This is a genomic window from Sanguibacter inulinus, assembly GCF_013415325.1.
Lineage (GTDB): Bacteria > Actinomycetota > Actinomycetes > Actinomycetales > Cellulomonadaceae > Sanguibacter > Sanguibacter inulinus.
In genome coordinates this window covers 37,920-56,252 of sequence record NZ_JACBYE010000022.1, presented here as the reverse complement: position 1 = coordinate 56,252, position 18,333 = coordinate 37,920, and the positions used below count along the sequence as shown (strand labels likewise).

General features: G+C 68.3%; 13 protein-coding genes and 1 pseudogene. 5 read left to right on the top strand and 9 right to left on the bottom strand.

From position 1 onward, the window contains the following. A complete protein-coding gene (wecB, locus tag HZZ10_RS10435; protein ID WP_308507549.1) occupies positions 1-1,140 on the top strand; it encodes a non-hydrolyzing UDP-N-acetylglucosamine 2-epimerase in 1,140 nt (379 codons plus the stop codon). Between the two features lie 172 nt (positions 1,141-1,312). Further along, a pseudogene (locus HZZ10_RS10430) lies at positions 1,313-2,605 on the top strand (ISL3 family transposase). A 4-nt stretch (positions 2,606-2,609) separates the two neighbouring features. Here the strand turns inward: HZZ10_RS10430 and HZZ10_RS10425 are convergent. Both HZZ10_RS10425 and HZZ10_RS10420 read right to left on the bottom strand, forming a co-directional pair. After that, positions 2,610-3,788, bottom strand: coding sequence for an O-antigen ligase family protein (locus HZZ10_RS10425; RefSeq protein WP_179913451.1), 1,179 nt, complete (start codon positions 3,786-3,788; stop codon positions 2,610-2,612). A 158-nt stretch (positions 3,789-3,946) separates the two neighbouring features. Beyond that, positions 3,947-5,248, bottom strand: coding sequence for a lipopolysaccharide biosynthesis protein (locus HZZ10_RS10420; RefSeq protein ID WP_179913450.1), 1,302 nt, complete (start codon positions 5,246-5,248; stop codon positions 3,947-3,949). Positions 5,249-5,815: 567 nt separating this feature from the next. On the opposite strand from HZZ10_RS10420, the gene HZZ10_RS10415 reads away from it, so the two are divergent. Continuing rightward, complete coding sequence (locus tag HZZ10_RS10415; protein ID WP_179913449.1) at positions 5,816-6,706, top strand: glycosyltransferase family 2 protein; 891 nt, start codon at positions 5,816-5,818, stop codon at positions 6,704-6,706. A 47-nt stretch (positions 6,707-6,753) separates the two neighbouring features. Here the strand turns inward: HZZ10_RS10415 and HZZ10_RS20055 are convergent, their stop codons facing one another. The 7 genes from HZZ10_RS20055 to HZZ10_RS10380 form a co-directional block, all read right to left on the bottom strand. Then, on the bottom strand, positions 6,754-7,920 hold the full coding sequence (locus tag HZZ10_RS20055) for an O-antigen ligase family protein (protein ID WP_179913448.1): 1,167 nt from the start codon (positions 7,918-7,920) through the stop codon (positions 6,754-6,756). A gap of 318 nt (positions 7,921-8,238) precedes the next feature. Further along, entirely contained in the window at positions 8,239-10,335 is a 2,097-nt protein-coding gene (locus tag HZZ10_RS20050; RefSeq protein ID WP_179913447.1) for an acyltransferase family protein, read from the bottom strand. 37 nt (positions 10,336-10,372) lie between these two features. Next, the gene (locus HZZ10_RS10400) at positions 10,373-11,209 is read right to left on the bottom strand and encodes a glycosyltransferase (RefSeq protein ID WP_179913446.1); all 837 of its coding nucleotides are present in this window, start codon (positions 11,207-11,209) and stop codon (positions 10,373-10,375) included. Beyond that, the gene (locus tag HZZ10_RS10395; RefSeq protein WP_179913445.1) at positions 11,206-12,165 is read right to left on the bottom strand and encodes a glycosyltransferase; all 960 of its coding nucleotides are present in this window, start codon (positions 12,163-12,165) and stop codon (positions 11,206-11,208) included. The genes HZZ10_RS10400 and HZZ10_RS10395 overlap by 4 nt, the downstream gene beginning before the upstream one ends. Further along, positions 12,162-13,463: a nucleotide sugar dehydrogenase gene (locus HZZ10_RS10390; protein ID WP_179913444.1), complete on the bottom strand. Its 1,302-nt coding sequence runs from the start codon at positions 13,461-13,463 to the stop codon at positions 12,162-12,164. Before HZZ10_RS10390 ends, HZZ10_RS10395 begins: the two co-directional genes overlap by 4 nt. A 203-nt stretch (positions 13,464-13,666) precedes the next feature. Next, complete coding sequence (locus tag HZZ10_RS10385) at positions 13,667-14,806, bottom strand: glycosyltransferase family A protein (RefSeq protein WP_179913443.1); 1,140 nt, start codon at positions 14,804-14,806, stop codon at positions 13,667-13,669. Next, positions 14,803-15,927: a glycosyltransferase gene (locus HZZ10_RS10380; protein WP_179913442.1), complete on the bottom strand. Its 1,125-nt coding sequence runs from the start codon at positions 15,925-15,927 to the stop codon at positions 14,803-14,805. Before HZZ10_RS10380 ends, HZZ10_RS10385 begins: the two co-directional genes overlap by 4 nt. A 93-nt stretch (positions 15,928-16,020) precedes the next feature. Between HZZ10_RS10380 and wecB (HZZ10_RS10375) the strand changes: the two genes are divergently transcribed. After that, positions 16,021-17,091, top strand: a complete 1,071-nt coding sequence (gene wecB / locus HZZ10_RS10375) for a non-hydrolyzing UDP-N-acetylglucosamine 2-epimerase (RefSeq protein ID WP_179913441.1) — start codon at positions 16,021-16,023, stop codon at positions 17,089-17,091. 272 nt (positions 17,092-17,363) lie between these two features. Next, entirely contained in the window at positions 17,364-18,257 is an 894-nt protein-coding gene (locus tag HZZ10_RS10370; RefSeq protein ID WP_179913440.1) for a M15 family metallopeptidase, read from the top strand. Positions 18,258-18,333 lie beyond the last annotated feature (76 nt).

The window sequence follows — 18,333 nt, the reverse complement described above, 5'->3', positions numbered from 1 at the left end:
GTGAGAGACCGCCTGAAAGTTGTCACTATCGTCGGGACCCGTCCCGAGATCATCCGTCTTGCGCGCGTCATCGCCGCGCTGGAGGAGCACACCGAGCACGTCCTCGTGCACACGGGCCAGAACTACGACTACGAGCTCAACGAGGTCTTCTTCGAGGACCTTGACCTCCGTCGCCCAGACCACTTCCTCAACGCCGACACCTCGTCCCTCGGTGCAGTCCTTGGTGACATCCTCAAGTACACCGAGAAGGTGCTCCGAGAGGAGCAGCCGGACGCGGTCGTGGTGCTCGGAGACACTAACTCGTGCATCGCCGCGCTCATGGCACGACGGATGAAGATCCCCGTGTACCACCTGGAGGCAGGCAACAGGTCCTTCGACCCGAACATCCCAGAAGAGATCAACCGTCACCTGGTGGACCACGTCGCGGACTACAACCTCGTCTACAGCGAGCACTCTCGACGCAACCTCCTCGCGGAGGGTCTGCACCCGAGCCGGATCATGCACATCGGGTCACCGATGAACGAGGTGCTCGGCCACTACCGAGGGCAGATCGACTCCAGCGACGCTGTCGAGCGGCTCGGGCTCAAGCCGCAGAAGTACTTCCTCGCCAGCCTGCACAGGGAGGAGAACGTCGACGACGCCGAACGGCTCGCAGCAGCGATCGAAGCGCTCTCCGCGGTAGCGACGCACTACGAACACCCAGTCCTGCTCTCCACCCACCCCCGGACCCAGAAGCGCATCGACCTCCTGGGGATCACCGAGGTCGCAGGTGTGATCTTCCACCGCCCCTTGGGCTTCCATGACTACAACGCGCTGCAGCTCTCGGCACGCTGCGTCCTCTCAGACAGCGGCACCATCAGCGAAGAGTCGACGATGCTCGGGTTCCCGGCAGTGACTCTCAGGGACGCCATCGAGCGCCCCGAGGCGATCGACACCGGAGCGATTGTGCTCGCTGGGGTCCGCCGTCAGTCGATCCTGAGTGCGATTCATGTGACTCTCGAGCAGTGGTCTACTCAAGGTCGCCCTGCGCTCCCGGCCGACTACCAGGTTGTCGACTCAGCACGGCGCACGGTCAACTTCATCCTCTCGACCGCTCCGACGCATCAGACGCGCGCTGGAATCCGCCGGACCGAGGGATAGGCGGACGCTCCCAGGCCAGAATCGCTGAGCTGGCGGGCCCCGTACTCGATGACTCACCTATACGGGCGCATCGCATTTGAGGATGTAGCAGCGACGGCGCGTCGCTCCGCGGGTAGGCGTCGAGGCCTTCCGAGGATGGGAGTTCTCACGCTGCCAGCAGATAGATCTCGACGTGCTTGACGCTACCTTCGCCTGCCCTGACCTGGCCACGCTCGGCCGCCTGGATGAGCTCGGCCTTGAGGTCGACGGCCAGCGCCTCGAACCTGGCCGCGCCGAACTGGCCTGCCGCGTTGTGCGGCAGACCAGTGGGGCTGGTGGTGCCGCTGTGAGGGCTCACCGCGCGACACGTTGACCTGACGGCTGGCGCACGAACCGCTGGGCTGGCGACCCGCGACGCCGCTGGTCACAGTCCGCCGGTGTCGGTGCGCCGGGGTAGGGGCACGTCCGCCGCCAGGACACCAGCCGCGCCGCCGGACCCCGGGCGAGGCTGTCCCGGCGGGCGATGCGGTGGGCACTGGAGGGCCTCGCGGTCCAGCACCTCACGGTCGCGCGGCTCGCAGAGGCCCTAGCGAGTGTCCTGGAAGACCGTCAACGACGCCGTCCTGGACGAGGGCCGACGCGTCCCCATCGACGGGCCCGGACCGCTTCGACGGCGTTGCGGTGATCGGCGTCGACGAGCACGCCTGGCGACACACCCGCCGCGGTGACACGCATGTCACGGTGGTCATCGGCCTCACCCCAATCCGCTACCGGACCGGAACCTCACGGCTGCCGGACCTGGTTGAAGGTCGCTCCAACCAGGCTTTCAAGGCCTGGCGCAAGGGCGTCGAGGTCGTGGCCATGGATGGGTTCTCGGGCTTCAAGACCGCCACCGCCGAGGAGCTACCTGACGCCGTCGCGGTCATGGACCCATTCCACGTGGTCCGCCTCGCCGGCCACGCTCTCGACCACTGCCAGCGGGACCAGCAGGGCCTTAACGGGCACCGCGACCGCGCCGGCGACCCGCTCTACCGCGCCCTGCGGACACTGCACACCGGCCACGACCTGCTCACCGACCGCCAGCGACAGCGGCCGACCACGCTGTTCGCAGCCGAGGACCACGTCCAGGTTGAGGCCACCAGGGGCATCTACCAGCGCATGATCAGCGCCTACCGTGAACCCGACCCGCACCCGCACCCGCGGAAAGCAGGTCATGACTAGCCTCAGCGAGTCCGTCACCACCGGCGTCCCGGCCGTGCTGACCGGGCTCCGCACACTCGTGCGAACCCTGGCCAAGCGGGCCGTGCGCGTGCTGGCCTACTTCGACCGCCCCGGCACTAGCAACGGCCCCACCGAAGCGATGAACGGCCGACTCGAACACCTACGCGGCTCGGCTCTGGGCTTTCGCAACCTGACCAACTACAACGCCAGAGGCCTGCTCGAGACCGGAAGGTTCAGACCACGACTGCACCCTGGCCTGCGATGAGCCCCTATGGCTCGACAGCTGCGGCATGCTCTCCTCGCCCCAGGCCCTTCTTGCCCTTTCGGTACCACCGTGACACCAGGAAGCCCAAGGTCAGAAGGAAGAAGAACGTTCTCGCGTTGAGGTCTCCCGAGAGGTTGACAGCGACGAGTTCCGAGCATAAGAGAACCACTATCAGCATCGAGGCCCGGCTCAGCTCCGAAATCCGGTAGAGCGAAATTAGCACATAGGCGATCAGACAGACGAACGCGATGGTGATTGGAATGCCCAGCTCGCTGGCGATCTCCAGGAAAAGGCTGTGGGGGTAGCTGTACTGCTCTGGAGCACCAGCAGCGGAGGCCCAGTTGCCAAAACCCACCCCTAGTGGATGTTCGACGACTACTGGGGGTGTGATCTCCCAGAGGAGACGCCTGTAGTAGTTGGACGCGCTCGCCGAGTCCGGATTAGTCAGTCTGCTCTGCGAGAAGATCGGGAGGAGCCGCATCATCGCGACGCCGACTGCGGCGACCCCGAACAGCAGGAGCAGGCGAAAGCCCCTGCCCGAACGCCCCAGGAAGGCCAGCACCACGCAACCGACCGCAAATCCGAGCACAGGTCCGCGCGAACCCGTCACAAAAGCCCCCGCGAGCAGCAACACGATCACAGGAATACAAGCCCACCGACTGTAGACGCGCGTCCGCCAGAACCAGAGGACCATCAGGGCGGCCGCTACGAGGGCTCGAGCCAGCCAGATCGGACTTGAGTCGAACCCGCCGGCCCGCCCGCTCCCGCTGTACTCGAAAAGAGCCATCACGGAGAGCAACGAAGAATACAGCACCCACGTCTTCGCGAAGATCGAGACACTCTCTTCGTCACGCAGAAGGCATGCAGACATGGCGGTGGCCAACGTCAGAGTGACGAATTTCAGCAGTTTCTCGACACCGTAGTCGGCGCCAGGAGCGACGAAGATCGCATGCGCTGCGAAGATTCCGAAGACAGGCACGACGATATAGATCACCTCGTGCACCCTCGGCAAGGCGCGCCACAGGTCATAGACCACCAGTGGCGCCGCCACGACCGCAGCCGCTACGACCACATTGAGGCCCATGAACTCTGGGAGCAACCCTCCGAGCAGGAGGATAATGATCACCAATGATCGAAGCACCCGGTCTCGCGTCGTCAAGGCCTGTAGGTGGATGGATCGCATAGAGGCAATGGTACGGGACCCACTGTAGGGCAGCCGAGAAGGTGCCACCGTGCGAGCCAGCCCGGCAGGCAGGCGGTTGCGGACAGGCGGCCCCTACATCCCGGGTCCGACCACGACGCCGACACCCTGCAGACTGACGACCTCGAGGACGGAGCTACTCAGTTCTGCCGTGGTCGTTCGTCCTCTGACGAGTCGGCGACGGGCCTGGAGGCGGCAGCCAGACAGAGGAACCAGAGGGCCCCATAGCACATCACCGACGCGATGCTGAAGGCCCACGTTGCGTCGACAGCAGAGCCGCCGTAGGCATGCACAGCGATGATCGCGGAGGAAACGATGATCACCCGTGAGACGTCCCACATGAGCTGCAGCCGCTGACGGCCGGCGATGATCAGTGTCTGAGAGACCGGAGCGACGACGAACTGCGCAACGAACGCCGGAGCGAAAGCACTCAGATATGCAGAGGCGCCTTCCCACTCGGTGCCAAAGATGGCGCCGAGCAGAGATCCAGGAATCAACGCCATCCCGACACCGATGGGCAAGGCAATGATGACGAGCCAGGACGTCGCCCGCACGAATGGTCTGCGGCTGTCCCCTGCGCCACCCCGGAGGCGCGCAGCAGCCTCCCCCACGTAGACCTGTCCAATTGCCTGACCCACCAGCGCCTGGGGTGCCGCAACCAGGCGCTGGATCAGCCCCAAGAAGCCGATCGCCGGAGCGCCGAAGACAGCGCCGATCATCAGATAGGGCGCCTGGGTCCCCAGGACGTTAAACAACGAGGAAGGCGCGAGAAAGAGCGGAAAGCGCTTGTACTTCTTGAAGATTTCCCGCAATTTTGGCACCCGCCCGAGATCACGCGACTCAGTACGCACGAGTGGAGCGAGGAACCCGACTGCCAGCAGCTTCCCGAGAATCTGACCCCAGATCAAGCCCGACCCCACACCCAGTACACCGAAACTCAGCTGACCCAGCGCAGTCCCTCCACTCTGGATCAAGCTTCTCGCTCCAACGGCACCATACCGTTGGCGCCGGATGGCAAACTGAGTACCTAGCTCGTACAACCCGAACGCGATCACAGCGGGAACCAAGACCCAGAGCTGCGCTCCGCCTCCGTCCGGGAGGAGCTTCCAGGGGATGACCAGCTCCACCGCGATCAGAATCGGGATCACGAGGAAGGAGAAGAAGAGCGTCGAGGCGACGCCGGCCCGCGCGACCCCGAGAGCGTCTTCGGCGGTCATGGCCAGTGGGATCGCAGCTTCGAACCGGAGCGTCGCCGCGACTGACATCACGGCGATCACAGATATCAGGATCGTGTAGTGGCCGAACTCTTGCGGAGTGAACAGTCGTGTCAGGACCGGAGAGATGGCAATGAGGATCAGCTGGCCTGCACCCACCCCAGCGGTGATCGAGAGCGACGCCCGAGCGACGCCAGAGATCTTCTTCCCAACTGCGGCTCGCTTCACGAGACACCGCCTTCCTCATCCGCCGCGCTCGACGGGCTCTCACCCAGGACCGTCACTCCTCGCACCCGAGATCTACAATGAACACGAAATACACAACGCCCCTCGTCTCCCACAATAGTTCTGGCGGCACGTCCGCGCTTTGACAAACCCTGCCGACAGCGAACCCTCGCCTCGCTCGACTGAAGGTCCGTAAAGATCGCGGACACCGCGCACGTGAAAATGATACCTGCGCGTTCACGAGGGTTTCGGCCCATACCGCTCGTTCCCCGCCAGGATCCGACGCCACATGGCTACCGCTGAGCGGCCGTCCATCGCGGGGTCGCAGCAGAGGAATGATGCCCGTCGTCGATCGCACACTCCGATCCGCGGACAGTCCGACCCGCCAGCACTCCGTCTGCCACCCGCAGCCTTCCGCGGTGAAGTATCGCACAAGGCGCTACCCGCCGCCGTGGACCCGGTCCTCGGGAACCGGGCCCTTCTGGGCCGTGGGCTGGACGCCGATTCGGGTAGTCTCTGTCAGGGCCGAAACGTCCAGACCAGACACTCGCAGAGAGCAGACGATCGCCCATGACCACCATCTCCATCCTCACCGCTGTCTATAACGAGTCGCTCTACGTGGCAGACATGATCGCCAGTGTCCTCGCTCAGACGCACGAGGACCTCGAGCTCGTCATAGTGGACGACGGCTCGACGGACGACACCGTGGCGCGAGCGCGAGCGGCAGCGGGTTCGGACCCGCGGGTGGTCATCATCGCCGAGGGAGAGAAACTCGGGAAGGTCGGAGCCTTCAACCGTGCGTACGCCGAGAGCTCGGGGGGGGCTGTGGTGCTCCTCGGAGGGGACGACATCGTACCGCCAGACTCGCTGGAGCACCGGCTCGACGTCCTCGACGGCGCGGCCGAGGGAACCCCGGCCGATGCCGCGTTCTTCAGGCTCAAGACCTTCTCGACCAATCCCAAATTCGACGGCATGGTCCTTCCGCGAAAGGACACCGGGAACCGCTCGGGGGGCACCGTCATCATGCGCCGAGAACTGGCCGACAGCGTCTTCCCCATCGACGAGAGCCTGGTAGCAGAGGATATCTGGATCGCCCTAGTGATCGATCATCTGGCTCAGACGGTCCGCTCTTCAGGGCATGTGGTCCTCAACTATCGGATTCATGCTCACAACTCGAACCCTCGCCATCTCCCGTTCGACAAGATGACTCAATCCTTGCACCGGCGCATGCTCCCGTATCGGCTCATCCGCGAAAGTTCCAGATTTTCGCTCAGCCGCGAAGAAGAGCAGCGATTCCGTGTCCGCGAACAGCTGGAGGCTCTGCGCGTCGACGGACGAGGCCTGGCAATCCTCCGCCTCGGATCGGCACCGCTCGTGGAGAGGCTTCGGGCCTTCTCGTCCAGCGGTCCGCGTGTCCACGCCCTGAGGTCCCGCCTGTACAGGCTCTTCTCCGGCTGGTGAGGGCAGTTTTCTCGCCCGGCTGCACGGGAGCGCGAGCCGAGGTCCACTCAGCCGCCGACGGCTCTGCGTCGGCCGATGCGTTGGGTGGCCGCCGCCGCCGAGACCACGACGAACCACCCGACCGGCACGGCGAGCATCGGCTCGGTGAAGCCGGATAGGGCCACACCGAGCACACCCAGCAACCCCCACCTCGCCGCGCTGTACTCAGTGTCGTCCACGGGTGTGAAGATCCACCGACCTGACAGGGCGAAGATGGCGACCACGGCGACGACTCCCAGCACTCCGAGCTGAGGAAGAAGGTCGAACAAGATGCTGTGGCCGTGCGCGAGCCTCTGCCCTGACAGCTGGTCGATCTGCGCCTTCACGGCGCTTGGGCTGGCGGAGAACCAGGAGTAGCTCCACACGGCACCGAAGCCATAGCCTCCCCAGGGCGACTGCGACCAGACCTCCACGATGGCGTCCCACAGCGGTCCTCGCCCCGAAAGATCTGATCGCCTCCCGAGCAGCGCGGCCACGCTGCTAAGCGTCGCAAGCGCCGCCGCGGCGGAGGCGACCACGACAGCGTATGCCGCCATCTTCGCCCACTTGCTCCCGAAGGGGTCCCATCGCCGTGCGGCGGTCAGCATCACGGCCGCGACAGGTAGGACGACGGCCGCGACGATGCCCGTCCCGGACCGGGTCGTCAGGAGCAGGAAGACCATCGACGCGAATGCCATCGTCCACCGGACCCGCGCAAAGAGCCCCCTTGCCTGGAAGCAGAGGAGAGCGCAGATCCCTAGGACCAACGTGTACGAGATCACGTTCCGATTGCCGTGGAAACCTGCCACCGGGGTTGCGGCATTCGGCACCTGCGCCCCCGTCTCCTGCAACCACAACGTCCAGAAGGTCGCTCCCGCCACGAGGAGGGCACCCCACACGATCCCACGGACGAGAGTCTGCACCGTCGAGTTCGCCACCGCCAGGCAGGCGAAGACGGCGATCAAGCAGTACAGACGCACTGCCCGAAGCGTGTCCGACGGTTCTACGGACCAGAGCGCGCTCGCAAGACAGATCCCCAGGAAGGCTGCGACGGTCCACGGAACCGCAGGGAACTTCACACGTCGGAGATCGAGAACCACGACCACGAGGCTCAGAGCGGCCAGCCGCCAGAGTGATTCTGTGAGACTCGGGAACAGCTCGCGAGGATGCGAGAGAAGGAAGAACCCGATCGCCACGAGCGAGGACCACACCCATCCGCGTAATGATCCTGTATCTGCGGGCTGGCGGATGCTGCGAGTCGTGTCGCGGCGCGGTCCCACGTGTCGGGCGCGCTCGGCCAGGCCCGGTCGACTCAGGCTCACCGTTCACGACGCACTGAGAACTCAGTGCCGACGCGCAGGTCTCTCATACCGTCCACGGTCCTTCCATCGCATTTCCTCCTGATCTGCTCGACCGACGAGTCCTCTGCCGGCAATTTGCCGATCCTACGCGATGGTGTGCCGGCGCACTGTCGGCTCTGCCCCGAGGACGTTCTTCGTTGGTCCAGAGGTCTCTCACCACCACCCCGTAGCCCTCCCCCACGTCTCGTCGAGCGGTGTCGAGAGCGTGCGTCCGAAGGTCGCGGTCAGGTGGTTGCTGTCGATGTACGCCTGGACGTTCCCGATCACGGTGTAGCAGGTGAGGTCGTCGCAGAAGGAGTCGCTGAGGTCTAGGGCGTAGAGGAGGTCGATGCTCTCGGCGAGCTCGCTGAGCGGGTCGGGCGTCGACAGCACCTCGTCTCTCGGGACCGTGCACTCGGTGGCTCCGTCTGCTTCGACGCACTCGGCTCCGTCGAAGGGCAACCAGGGGTTGTCGCGGATCGCTATGACCATGACCTCGTTGTCGAACAGCTCGTCCCAGGCAGCCCGGTAGGAGACCGGGACCTCGTCGCCGTCCGCGTCCCCCGCCACCGGACGGGTTCCCGTGAGCATCACGGCATCGACGCCCGAGTCGATCACCTCCTGGACCACCTTGCGCGACCAGACATCGCAGGAGGACTCTTCCTCTCGGTCGTCGTCCTCGCCGAAGAACTGCACGGGGCAGCCCTGCTTGAAGTACGTCTGGACCTCGACGTCTCGTGCTGCTGCGACGGCGTCGACGGCGGGCAGGAAGTTCACGGAGTGCGACCCTCCGACGAGAGCGACGGAGAGCGCACCGCCCTCGCTGCCGAAGGTGCACGAGAAGAGCCTGCTCTCGTCGGGCCCTGCGGCACACCCTTCTCGATCGCTGGCTGGCCAGTCCTCCCGCGCGACGACAGCGTCGGGGAACGGCGCGACGTCAGCCTCGGTCGGCCAGAGCACGGGGTCGAGCCTCGTCAGGGCGCCCGGGTACACCTGCGCGTCGATCGTGCCTCCTCCGAGAACGGCACGGCGCTCGGCCGCCATGTGCGCCAACCAACCCCCGGCAGCGCCGACGACGAAGACGAAGCTCGCCGTGCCAACGACGAGGGCCGTGGTGAGTCGGGCAGGCCTCCACCTGCGGCGCCCACCAGCGCCCTGCGGGACACCTCGGCCCTCTGGACCCCTCGCCCGCCAGGAGAGGCCTTCCCGAGTCGCCCAGGCCAGCGCCGCAGAGAGCACGAGAACACCTGCCCCGGCCAACCAGCCCGGAGACCGCCCGTCGCGCAGAGCGACGACCAGCACGAGCACGGGCCAGTGCCAGAGGTAGAAGTGGTAGGCATACGCCCCGGCGGTCACGAGCGGGCGCGACGACAGGACGGCGCCGACAGCCGTAGGTCGCTCTCCTGCGCCGCCGAGGATGATGCCTGCCGCCCCGAGCAGCGGGAGCAAGGTCAGAGGCCCGGGGAACACCGCCCCACCATCGACCAGCACACCCGTGGCGACGATGAGCGTGAGCCCGGCCGCCGAGAGGACGGACCGGAGCCAGAAGGCCATGTCCCGGACGGGACGGGTGACGATCACGAAGGCGAGGAGCGTCCCCGCCAGGTACTCCCAGAGCCGTGCTCCGGTGTCGTAGTAGGCAGAGGCCTGGTCGACCGCAGTGATGTAGGCCGCGTACGCGAAGGACAGGGCGAAGAGCCCGATGACGACACCGAGGTAGACCTTGGGGGTCGCCCTGCGGCCGAGCACGAGGGTCAGCACGAGGAGCACGAGCGGCAGCGCGAGGAAGATCTGCCCCTGGACGGACAACGACCAGAAGTGCTGCGTCATGCTCTGCGAGACGTCCGCCGCACCGTAGGCCTGGCCGGTCGTCGCCAGGTACCAGTTCTCGACGTAGAACAAGGAGGCGAGGGCCTGCTCGGCCGTGTCGGACATGCGTGTCCTCGGGAGCACCAGCCAGGTGCTCACGACGACGGCTACCAGGACGATCGCCGCAGGTGGGACGAGCCGTCCGAGCACGCGGCGGTAGTACGGCAGGAGCGAGGGTGGCCGTCGTTGCGCGTACGACCGGACGACAGACGCACCGACGAAGAACCCCGACACCATGAGGAACACGTCGACACCGCCGGAGACCCGCCCGACCCAGACGTGGTAGACCGCGACGAGGACTATCGCGACGGCCCGCAGGCCTTCGATGTCCGCTCGGAAGCCTGGCTTCTCACGGCCTGCGCGGGCCTCTGGACGCTGGGCAGTGGCAGCGGGGTCGGTCACTGGTCGATTCTCCGGGCTCTGTTCCGCCGATGCGCAGCTACCCGGGCCCCCGCCGGACGAACGCCCGGTAACCGGTCTTGCGGATCGACTCTGGTACGAGTCTGTAGATCCCCCTGATCGCGCAGTTGCGCAGATACTGGGTGCGGGTGAGGAATCCGACCGAGAGCAGACGGCGTTGCAGACCGAGCTCGGACCGGAGGATGCCCCGTCCGCCACGACGAGCATACGCGCCGGCGCCGATGCGGTAGAGGACGAGGGGCTCGGCGAGGTTCGCCGGAGCGGCTCCGGCGAGCAGCATCCGCGCGAAGAGCCAGTAGTCCTCCATGAGGGCGAGGTCCTGGTAGCCGCCCGCGTCCGCGACGGCACCGCGGCGGTACACCACCGTCGGATGGTTGAAGGGCGACACGAAGCGTGCGCGCTGCTGGATCTCCTCCGCCCCGACAGGCGGGACCCGGACCAGGCCTGGTTCGTGCTCGTCCTCGAACTCCTGGATCGCCGACCCGACGATGTCCAGCCCTGCCTCCACGAGAGGCACCTGTGCGGCGAACCGTCCCGGCCGTGAGATGTCGTCTGCGTCCATCCGGGCGACGATCTCGTGCGAGCACTCGGCGAGCCCGGCCTCGAGCGCCCCCGCGAGCCCGACGTTCTCGGGGAGCTCGACCACGCGGGTCGGGACCACGGGCGACCCGGCGGCCGCGAGCAGCTCCTGGCGCATCGCCTCGCCGACGGGACCGTCTCTCACGATGACGACCTCCGCCGGCCGCAGGGTCTGCTCGACCGTCACAGAGTCATACGCCCGCCTGAGGTACTCGGGGCGGTCGCCCGCGTAGACCGGCAGGAGGACGGAGAAGGGTGCGGCGCCCGCTGCGGTCACGGTCGCCGACCCTGGAGTCTCGCGACTGCGCCGGAGACCGGGAGGCCCGACAGCACCACGGTGGTGCTCCGGGGTGCCTTCAGCACACCGTCTCGCAGACCCTGGAGAGCCGCCCGGGCGAGCACACCGCGCTGGGTCGACCGGCCGAAGGTCCGGACCCACCGGCGGACGGCAGCTCCCGAGTAGAGGATGCGTTCCGGCCCGGAGAGCGCCGTCGACCGCGTGATCATCCAGATCTTGTTGCGGACCTCGTAGTAGAACCGGGGGCCGGGGTCGGCGTCTGTCGCTCCGAAGGTCTTCGTCCGGTGCTCGACGACGCTGCCCGGGACGTAGAGGCCGGTCCCGTGGCGCAGCAGGCGGCACGAGTACTCGAAGTCGTCGTTCCAGATGAAGTAGTCCGCGATCGGCAGCCCGTGGTACCGGACGGCCTTCGTGTTGACGAGCATCGAGACGAAGGACGACGACCGGACGGGGCGCGCCCCGGCACGGTCTGCGACGTCCATGAGCTCGGTCGACACGCGCGGTCGCTTCCGCGGGGTGTTCATCGGGTGGTCGCGCCCGTCGTGCCACACCACACGGCTGCCGAGCAGCGCGACTGGCCCTTCGTACGAGTCAACGGCCCGGAGCAGCTCGGCGAGGGCGTCTGGGGTGGGGATCGTGTCGTCGTCCATGAGCCACACCCAGTCGGGGGCCCGCTCGGTCGGCACGTCGAGCGCGGCCGCCATGCCTGCGGCGAACCCGCCGGCACCGCCGGTGTTGCGGTCGAGAGTGATCACGCGTGCTCCGACCGGGTGCTCGGCCGCGACACAGGCGGAGTCATCGTCCGAGCTGTTGTCGAGCACGACGACCTCGTCGGCCGGTCGAGACTGCGCCGCTAGAGCATCTAGGGCCGCGATGAGCAGGTCGCGCCGGTTGTACGCGACGAGGACGACGCTGACACGAGGTCGCTCGCTCAAGCTGGGACCCCGGTCCCGATGACGATGCGGGGCACACCCGTCCACAACGCGGCGTCGGTCGACCGGCGTCCGTCGACGAGGAGCCGCAGCCCCGGGACCTGCACGGGCGTCAGGGTCGTGTACTCGGCGTGGTCGGCCTGGACGATCGCCACGTCGGCGGCCTCTCCGTAGTGGTACGCGTCGAAGCCGAGCGCGACGAGCTCCTCGTCGCTGTACAGCGGGTCGTGGACCACGACCCGGGCACCCCGGTCGCGGAGGGAGTCGACCGTCGCGAAGATGCCGGAGAACGCGGTCTCCTTCACACCGCCGCGGTACGCGGCGCCGAGGACGACGACGCGCAGCCCGTCGAGCGACCCGAGCAGGCTCTCTGCCTGGGCGACGACACGCTCGGGCACCGCGGCGTTGACCGCACGGGCCTCCCGGACGATCGACGCGTCGGGGTCGACCGAGAGGTACAGGCGCGGGTACACCGGGATGCAGTGCCCACCGACCGCGATCCCCGGACGGTGGATGTGGCTGAAAGGCTGCGAGTTGCACGCGTCGATGACGGAGTACACGTCGATGCCGACCTTCTCGGCGAAGGCTCCGAACTGGTTGGCCAGCCCGATGTTGACGTCGCGGTAGGTCGTCTCGGCGAGCTTGGCCATCTCGGCGGCCTCGGCCGACCCGAGGTCCCAGACGCCGTTGGCGCGAGGGAGGTCGGGGCGCTCGTCGAAGGTCAGGACCGCCTCGTAGAACTCGCGTGCGCGGCGCGCACCCTCTTCGCTGAGCCCGCCGATGAGCTTGGGGTACTTGCGCAGGTCGGCGAAGACCCGTCCGGTGAGCACGCGCTCCGGCGAGAACACGAGGTGGAAGTCCGTGCCCTCGGTGAGCCCGGAGCCCTCCTCGAGCATCGGCTTCCAGCGGCCCCGGGTCACCCCGACAGGCAAGGTCGTCTCGTAGGAGACGAGCGTGCCGGCGGTGAGGTGCGCGGCGAGCGACCGAGTGGCGGCGTCCATCCAGCCGAAGTCGGGCGCTGCGGTCGCCTCGTCGACGAACAGCGGCACCACGAGCACCACGGCGTCAGCACCGGGGATAGCGTCGGCGTAGTCCGTGGTGGCGCGCAGACGACCGGAGGGCACCAGCTCGGCGAGCTTCTCGGCGAGGTGCGCCTCGCCCGGGAACGGCTCGGTCCCGGCGTTGACCAGGTCGACCACGGTCTGGTTGACGTCGACACCGATGACGTCGTGCCCCTGGTCGGCGAACTGGACGGCCAGCGGGAGACCGATCTTGCCCAGGGCGACAACTGCGATGCGCATGCAACATCCTCACGACGAGCGGCTTGGCCCCGCGCAGGATGGCGGCAGGGCTCCCAGCAGGATACTGCTGCACACCCTCCGGGCATCATCGGGCCTGCGGACTCCCGGGTCTGCAGGGCTCCCCAGGGCCGCGGCCCCCCGGGCGCGAGCGTCGTCTGCAACGGCGACATCATCGCAGGGGGCGACTCCCTGGTCGCGTCGGCTCAGACGAGGACCGACGCCGCCATGAGCCGGATCGGCGCCTCGCGCGCCGCGATCCTGCGCAGGTCCCGCGGGACGAGCGTCGCCGGGCGACCGTGGCGACGCCGGGCACGCCCGCGAGCGAGCATCTCGTCGACGGGGACAGACACGTCGAGGACCGCGTCGAGGACTGCCCTGTCAGCCCGCGACAGGACGGCTTCGCACCCAGGGGCAGCGTCGAGGACAGCCCTCGCGACGCGGGCCAGCGCCGCCCGCTCGGCACGGTCCCAGAACTCCGCCTCGCGGTTGCCGAGGACGCCGAACACGTGGATGCGCAGCATCTTCGTGCAGACCGCAGCCCGTTGCCTCGCCGTGTAGCCGTGGAACCAGTCGGCCTGCACGATCCGCAGCACGAACTCGAGCTCGTCTGCCACGGGCCGGGAGACGTAGGTGATCCGGTCACCGGCATCGTCCTGGACGAGGTAGGCCGGGCCGCGCCTGTCGAAGGCGATCGGGGCGCCGCTGAACCAGAGCCGGGTCACGACCTCGACGTCCTCGCCGACCTCGAGCCCCGGCGTGAAGCGCAGGGCGAGGCGGTCGAGGGTCGCTCGCTCGATCAGCCCGAGCGGTGCGGACCTGTAGCTGAGGCGGTCCCGCACACCGTCGAGCCCTGTGCTGCGGAAGGGTCTCGCCGGAGGCGTGGGGACGACGGCACCCGTCCCGGCCCCATCGGCCCCGGCGTGGGCGAGCCGCGCGACGACGACGGCCGCTCCGGTGCGCCTCTGGAGGGCGACCCACGAGTCCAGGGCCCCCGGGGCGAGCCTGTCGTCCGACCCCATGACGGCCACGAAGGGCGCGGTCGCGGCGTCGAGCCCGAGGTTGAACGGCCCGGCCGGGCTCCGGGTGCCATCGCTCAGCGCGAGCACCCGCACGCTCGACCAGGGTGGCACGACCACGGGCTCCAGGTTCGCCTGGATGAGCGCTGGTTCCACGTGGTGAGCGACGACCGTGACCCGGACCGGCGTGCGGCAGTCGAGGACCGACGTCACGGCCCTGGCGACGGGGCGCTGTGCGGTGTGCACAGCGATCACGAGGTCGACCACTGGCTCTGTGCCGTCGGCTGTGCTCGCATCGTCCGGGCTCGAAGGCTCTGTCGGGCTCATCGGCTGCGCTCCTGGACCGCGAGCGCGTACGCGTCGGTGTAGCCGCGCTGGACGGCCTCGGCGGAGAACCTGTCGCCGATCGTCCCGGCGATGTCCTCGGCGCTCAGACCGGCCGTCACTTCCGCTACCCGCTGGACTGTCGAGGCGTAGGCGTCGACGGTCTGCTCCGCGACGAGCGCTCCGACGTGCGGCTCGATGTACTCGCCCTGGCCACCCGTCGCCCCGACGACCACGGGGCGACCGTGCACGAGCGCCTCCGCGGCCGAGACGCAGAAGTTGTCCGCCTTGGTCGGGAGGAAGAACAGGTCGGCGGCGTCGAGGGCTGCGCCGACGCCGGCTGTGTCGACCGACCCGAGGAGGGTCACCTGGTCGGAGACCCCCAGGCTGGCCGCGAGCGCCAGCACGTCCTCGCGCAGAGGTCCGCTGCCTGCCCAGGTGAGCCGCGAGGCGAGACCGCGGCGCCCGAGCTCCGCGACCACCTGGACGGCCAGCAGCGGGTCCTTGCGGTCGACGAGCCCGCCGACCCCGACGAGCTCGAGCGGTCGCCCTTCGAGCGGCCGTCGCGGTGCTAGGTCGTCGACGGGCGGGACGATGCAGGGCACGAGGGACGTCGGTCCTCGCCGCACAGCGCGGACAGGTCGCGCGAGATAGTCGCAGACCGCGGTGACGACGTCGGGGCGGCGCAGCAGCTGCTTGAGCCCTGGGAGCGCGAGCCGCCACGCGCGAGGCAGCGTGGAGGGGGTGGTCAGACCGGACCAGTGCTCGGTGTGCACCCAGGGGCGGTCTGGACGCCGGACCGTGAACGGCAGGAGCGTGGGGAACGCCATCGTGTGGACGAGGTCTGCGCGGTCGATCATCGGGTCGAGGGCACGCCGGGCGGCTGCCACCTGGTCCGGGCGCTGGGGCGACATGACGAACCTGCGGACGGTGATCCCGTCGCGGTCGACAGTGTCGGCGCCGCCGGCCTCGACGGTCGAGCGGTCGGCCAGGTGCGGTGCGACGAGGTGCACGACCTCGACGTCGTCGTGCCGGGCGATCGCCCGGACGTCCTTGTCGACGAAGGTGCCCATGGTCGGGGAGGCGTCGCTGGGGAACCAGGTCGTCACGGCGAGGATCTTCACGTCGGCGACGCTACCAGCGGGCTCGGTTGCTAGAGCCCGTCGCGCGTCGGTCGGCGCGGGTACGGGGAAGGCCCCTGCGTAGACTCGTCGACCGTGAAGATCCTCTCCGTCGTCGGTGCCCGTCCGCAGTTCGTCAAGCTCGCCCCGATCGCGCACGCTGCGGCCGCGCGCGGCGTGGAGCACGTGATCGTGCACACCGGTCAGCACTACGACCCCATGCTCTCGGACGTGTTCTTCACGGACCTCGGCATCCCGGCACCTGACGTGCACCTCGGCGCCGGGTCGGGCTCGCACGGCCAGCAGACGGGTGCGATCCTCTCGGCGATGGACGCCGTGCTCGAGGAGGCACGCCCCGACTGGGTGCTCGTCTACGGAGACACCAACTCGACGCTCGCCGGGACGCTGTCTGCCGTGAAGATGCACCTGCCCGTCGCGCACCTCGAGGCCGGGCTGAGGTCTTTCAACCGCGCGATGCCCGAAGAGCACAACCGTGTGCTGACCGACCACGCCGCCGACGTGCTGCTGGCCCCGACCGAGGTCGCACGCCAGCACCTGGCCGCTGAAGGTCTCGCCGAGCGGACCATCGTGGTCGGTGACGTGATGACCGACGTCCTGCACACGGTGCGCGACTCGCTCACCGGTGCCCCTGCCTCGGTGCTCGCGAGCGCCGGCGTCGAGGCCGGCGAGTACTACGTCGCGACGATCCACCGCGCCGAGAGCACCGACGACCCCGAGCGTCTCGCGGAGATCGCGCGCAGCCTCAAGGCGCTCGACAAGCCTGTCGTGCTGCTCGCGCACCCGCGGCTCGTGGCCCGTTCCGAGTCCTTCGGCATCGACTGGTCCGGCGGCTCGGTCCGCCTGCACGCCCCGCTCCCCTACCCGGAGCTGCTCGCGGCGACCATGTCGAGCGCGGGTGTCGTCACCGACTCGGGCGGCCTGCAGAAGGAGGCCTTCCTGCTGCGCGTCCCGTGCACCACGGTCCGCACGGAGACCGAGTGGGTCGAGACCGTCGACCTCGGGTGGAACGTGCTGGCGATCACCGCGGAGGAGATCCTCGCGGGCGTCCAGCGGCCCGCGCCGACGCCGACCGACGAGACGCCGTACGGCGACGGGCATGCGGCGGAGCGAGTCGTCGACGAGCTGCTGCGCCGTACGCACGGCTGACCTTCAGGTCTCTTCGCCGGCGTCGCCGCATCACCCGACCTGGCGTTCCGTCACCTCCTCGGAGACCTCGCGACCCTGTCGGCTCCGTCGGCCCCGTCGATCTCGCAACCAGACGCCCTGCAGCCCACGCCGGCTGCGGGGCGTCTGTCGTCCCCGGACCAGCCCCGGTCGCAGGGCCGAAGTAGGGCCTCGGACTTCGAACGCATGTTCGACATGATTCAGGAGTCAGAGCCGGTGGGACCACCACCGGCACCCACACCTGAAGGAGTGAGATGAACGATCTCCACAGAGCCGCGGCGACAGCCGTCCTCGCGGCAGCAGGACCCTGGGGCGGCCACAGCAACGGGAACATCCCGCTCTCAGCGCTCACCACGCTGAGCTGGGCACCAGGACACCGTCTGCGCAGCGACGCTGCCGCAGCGTTCGAGTCGCTCAACCAGGCCTACCGCGCCAGGTTCGGGACCAGCATCTCGATCACCGACTCGTACCGGACCCTCGCCGCGCAGCAGCACCTCTACGAGACCAAGGGCCCAGGCCTGGCAGCCGTGCCCGGCACCTCCAACCACGGGTGGGCCCTCGCGGTCGACCTCGGCGGAGGCATCAACAGCTTCGGCACCGCCCAGCACGTCTGGATGGTCGCCAACGGCCCCGCCCACGGATGGATCCACCCCCCGTGGGCCCGCCAGGGCGGCGGCCGCGAAGAAGCCTGGCACTTCGAGTACGAAGGCACCACAACCACCCCACCTACGTCCGAGGAGGACGACATGACACCCGCACAGGCAGCACAGCTCACCACCATCCTCGACCTGCTCACCCCCGGCGTGGAGGGCGTCAAGTTCGACGGCGACATCTTCAGCCGCATCAAGGCGATCCAGTCCGACGCCTCGACGGCACGTGCGCAGACCGGGCCGGTCAGCCGCGGCGGCAAGGACGTCTCGATCCGCCAGGAGATCGCCGACACGAAGACCACCGTCCTCGGGCTGGTCTCCGACATCTGGGGCGTGAAGCCGACGGGCACCTCGACCTTCGGCGAGATGCTCATGCACATCAAGATGCGCCTGAGCAACGGCACTGCTCCCCAGGCCGCCGGTCTGTCGGAGGTCGCCGACCTGCGCAAGGAGATGCTCGCGGGCTTCGCGGAGATCAAGAAGTCCCTCTCCGCCTGACGCTCTCCCGGTGCGCCTAGCCGCCGGGCGGGCGCACCGGGGCAGCTCTACCTCTTGATGGGGAGCATCTGCCCGG

Coding starts and splice junctions, on each gene's coding strand:
- HZZ10_RS10425 (WP_179913451.1), bottom strand. CDS start 3,788: ATGCGATCCATCCACCTACAGGCCTTGACGACGCGAGACCGGGTGCTT.
- HZZ10_RS10415 (WP_179913449.1), top strand. CDS start 5,816: ATGACCACCATCTCCATCCTCACCGCTGTCTATAACGAGTCGCTCTAC.
- HZZ10_RS10390 (WP_179913444.1), bottom strand. CDS start 13,463: ATGCGCATCGCAGTTGTCGCCCTGGGCAAGATCGGTCTCCCGCTGGCC.
- HZZ10_RS10385 (WP_179913443.1), bottom strand. CDS start 14,806: ATGAGCCCGACAGAGCCTTCGAGCCCGGACGATGCGAGCACAGCCGAC.
- HZZ10_RS10370 (WP_179913440.1), top strand. CDS start 17,364: ATGAACGATCTCCACAGAGCCGCGGCGACAGCCGTCCTCGCGGCAGCA.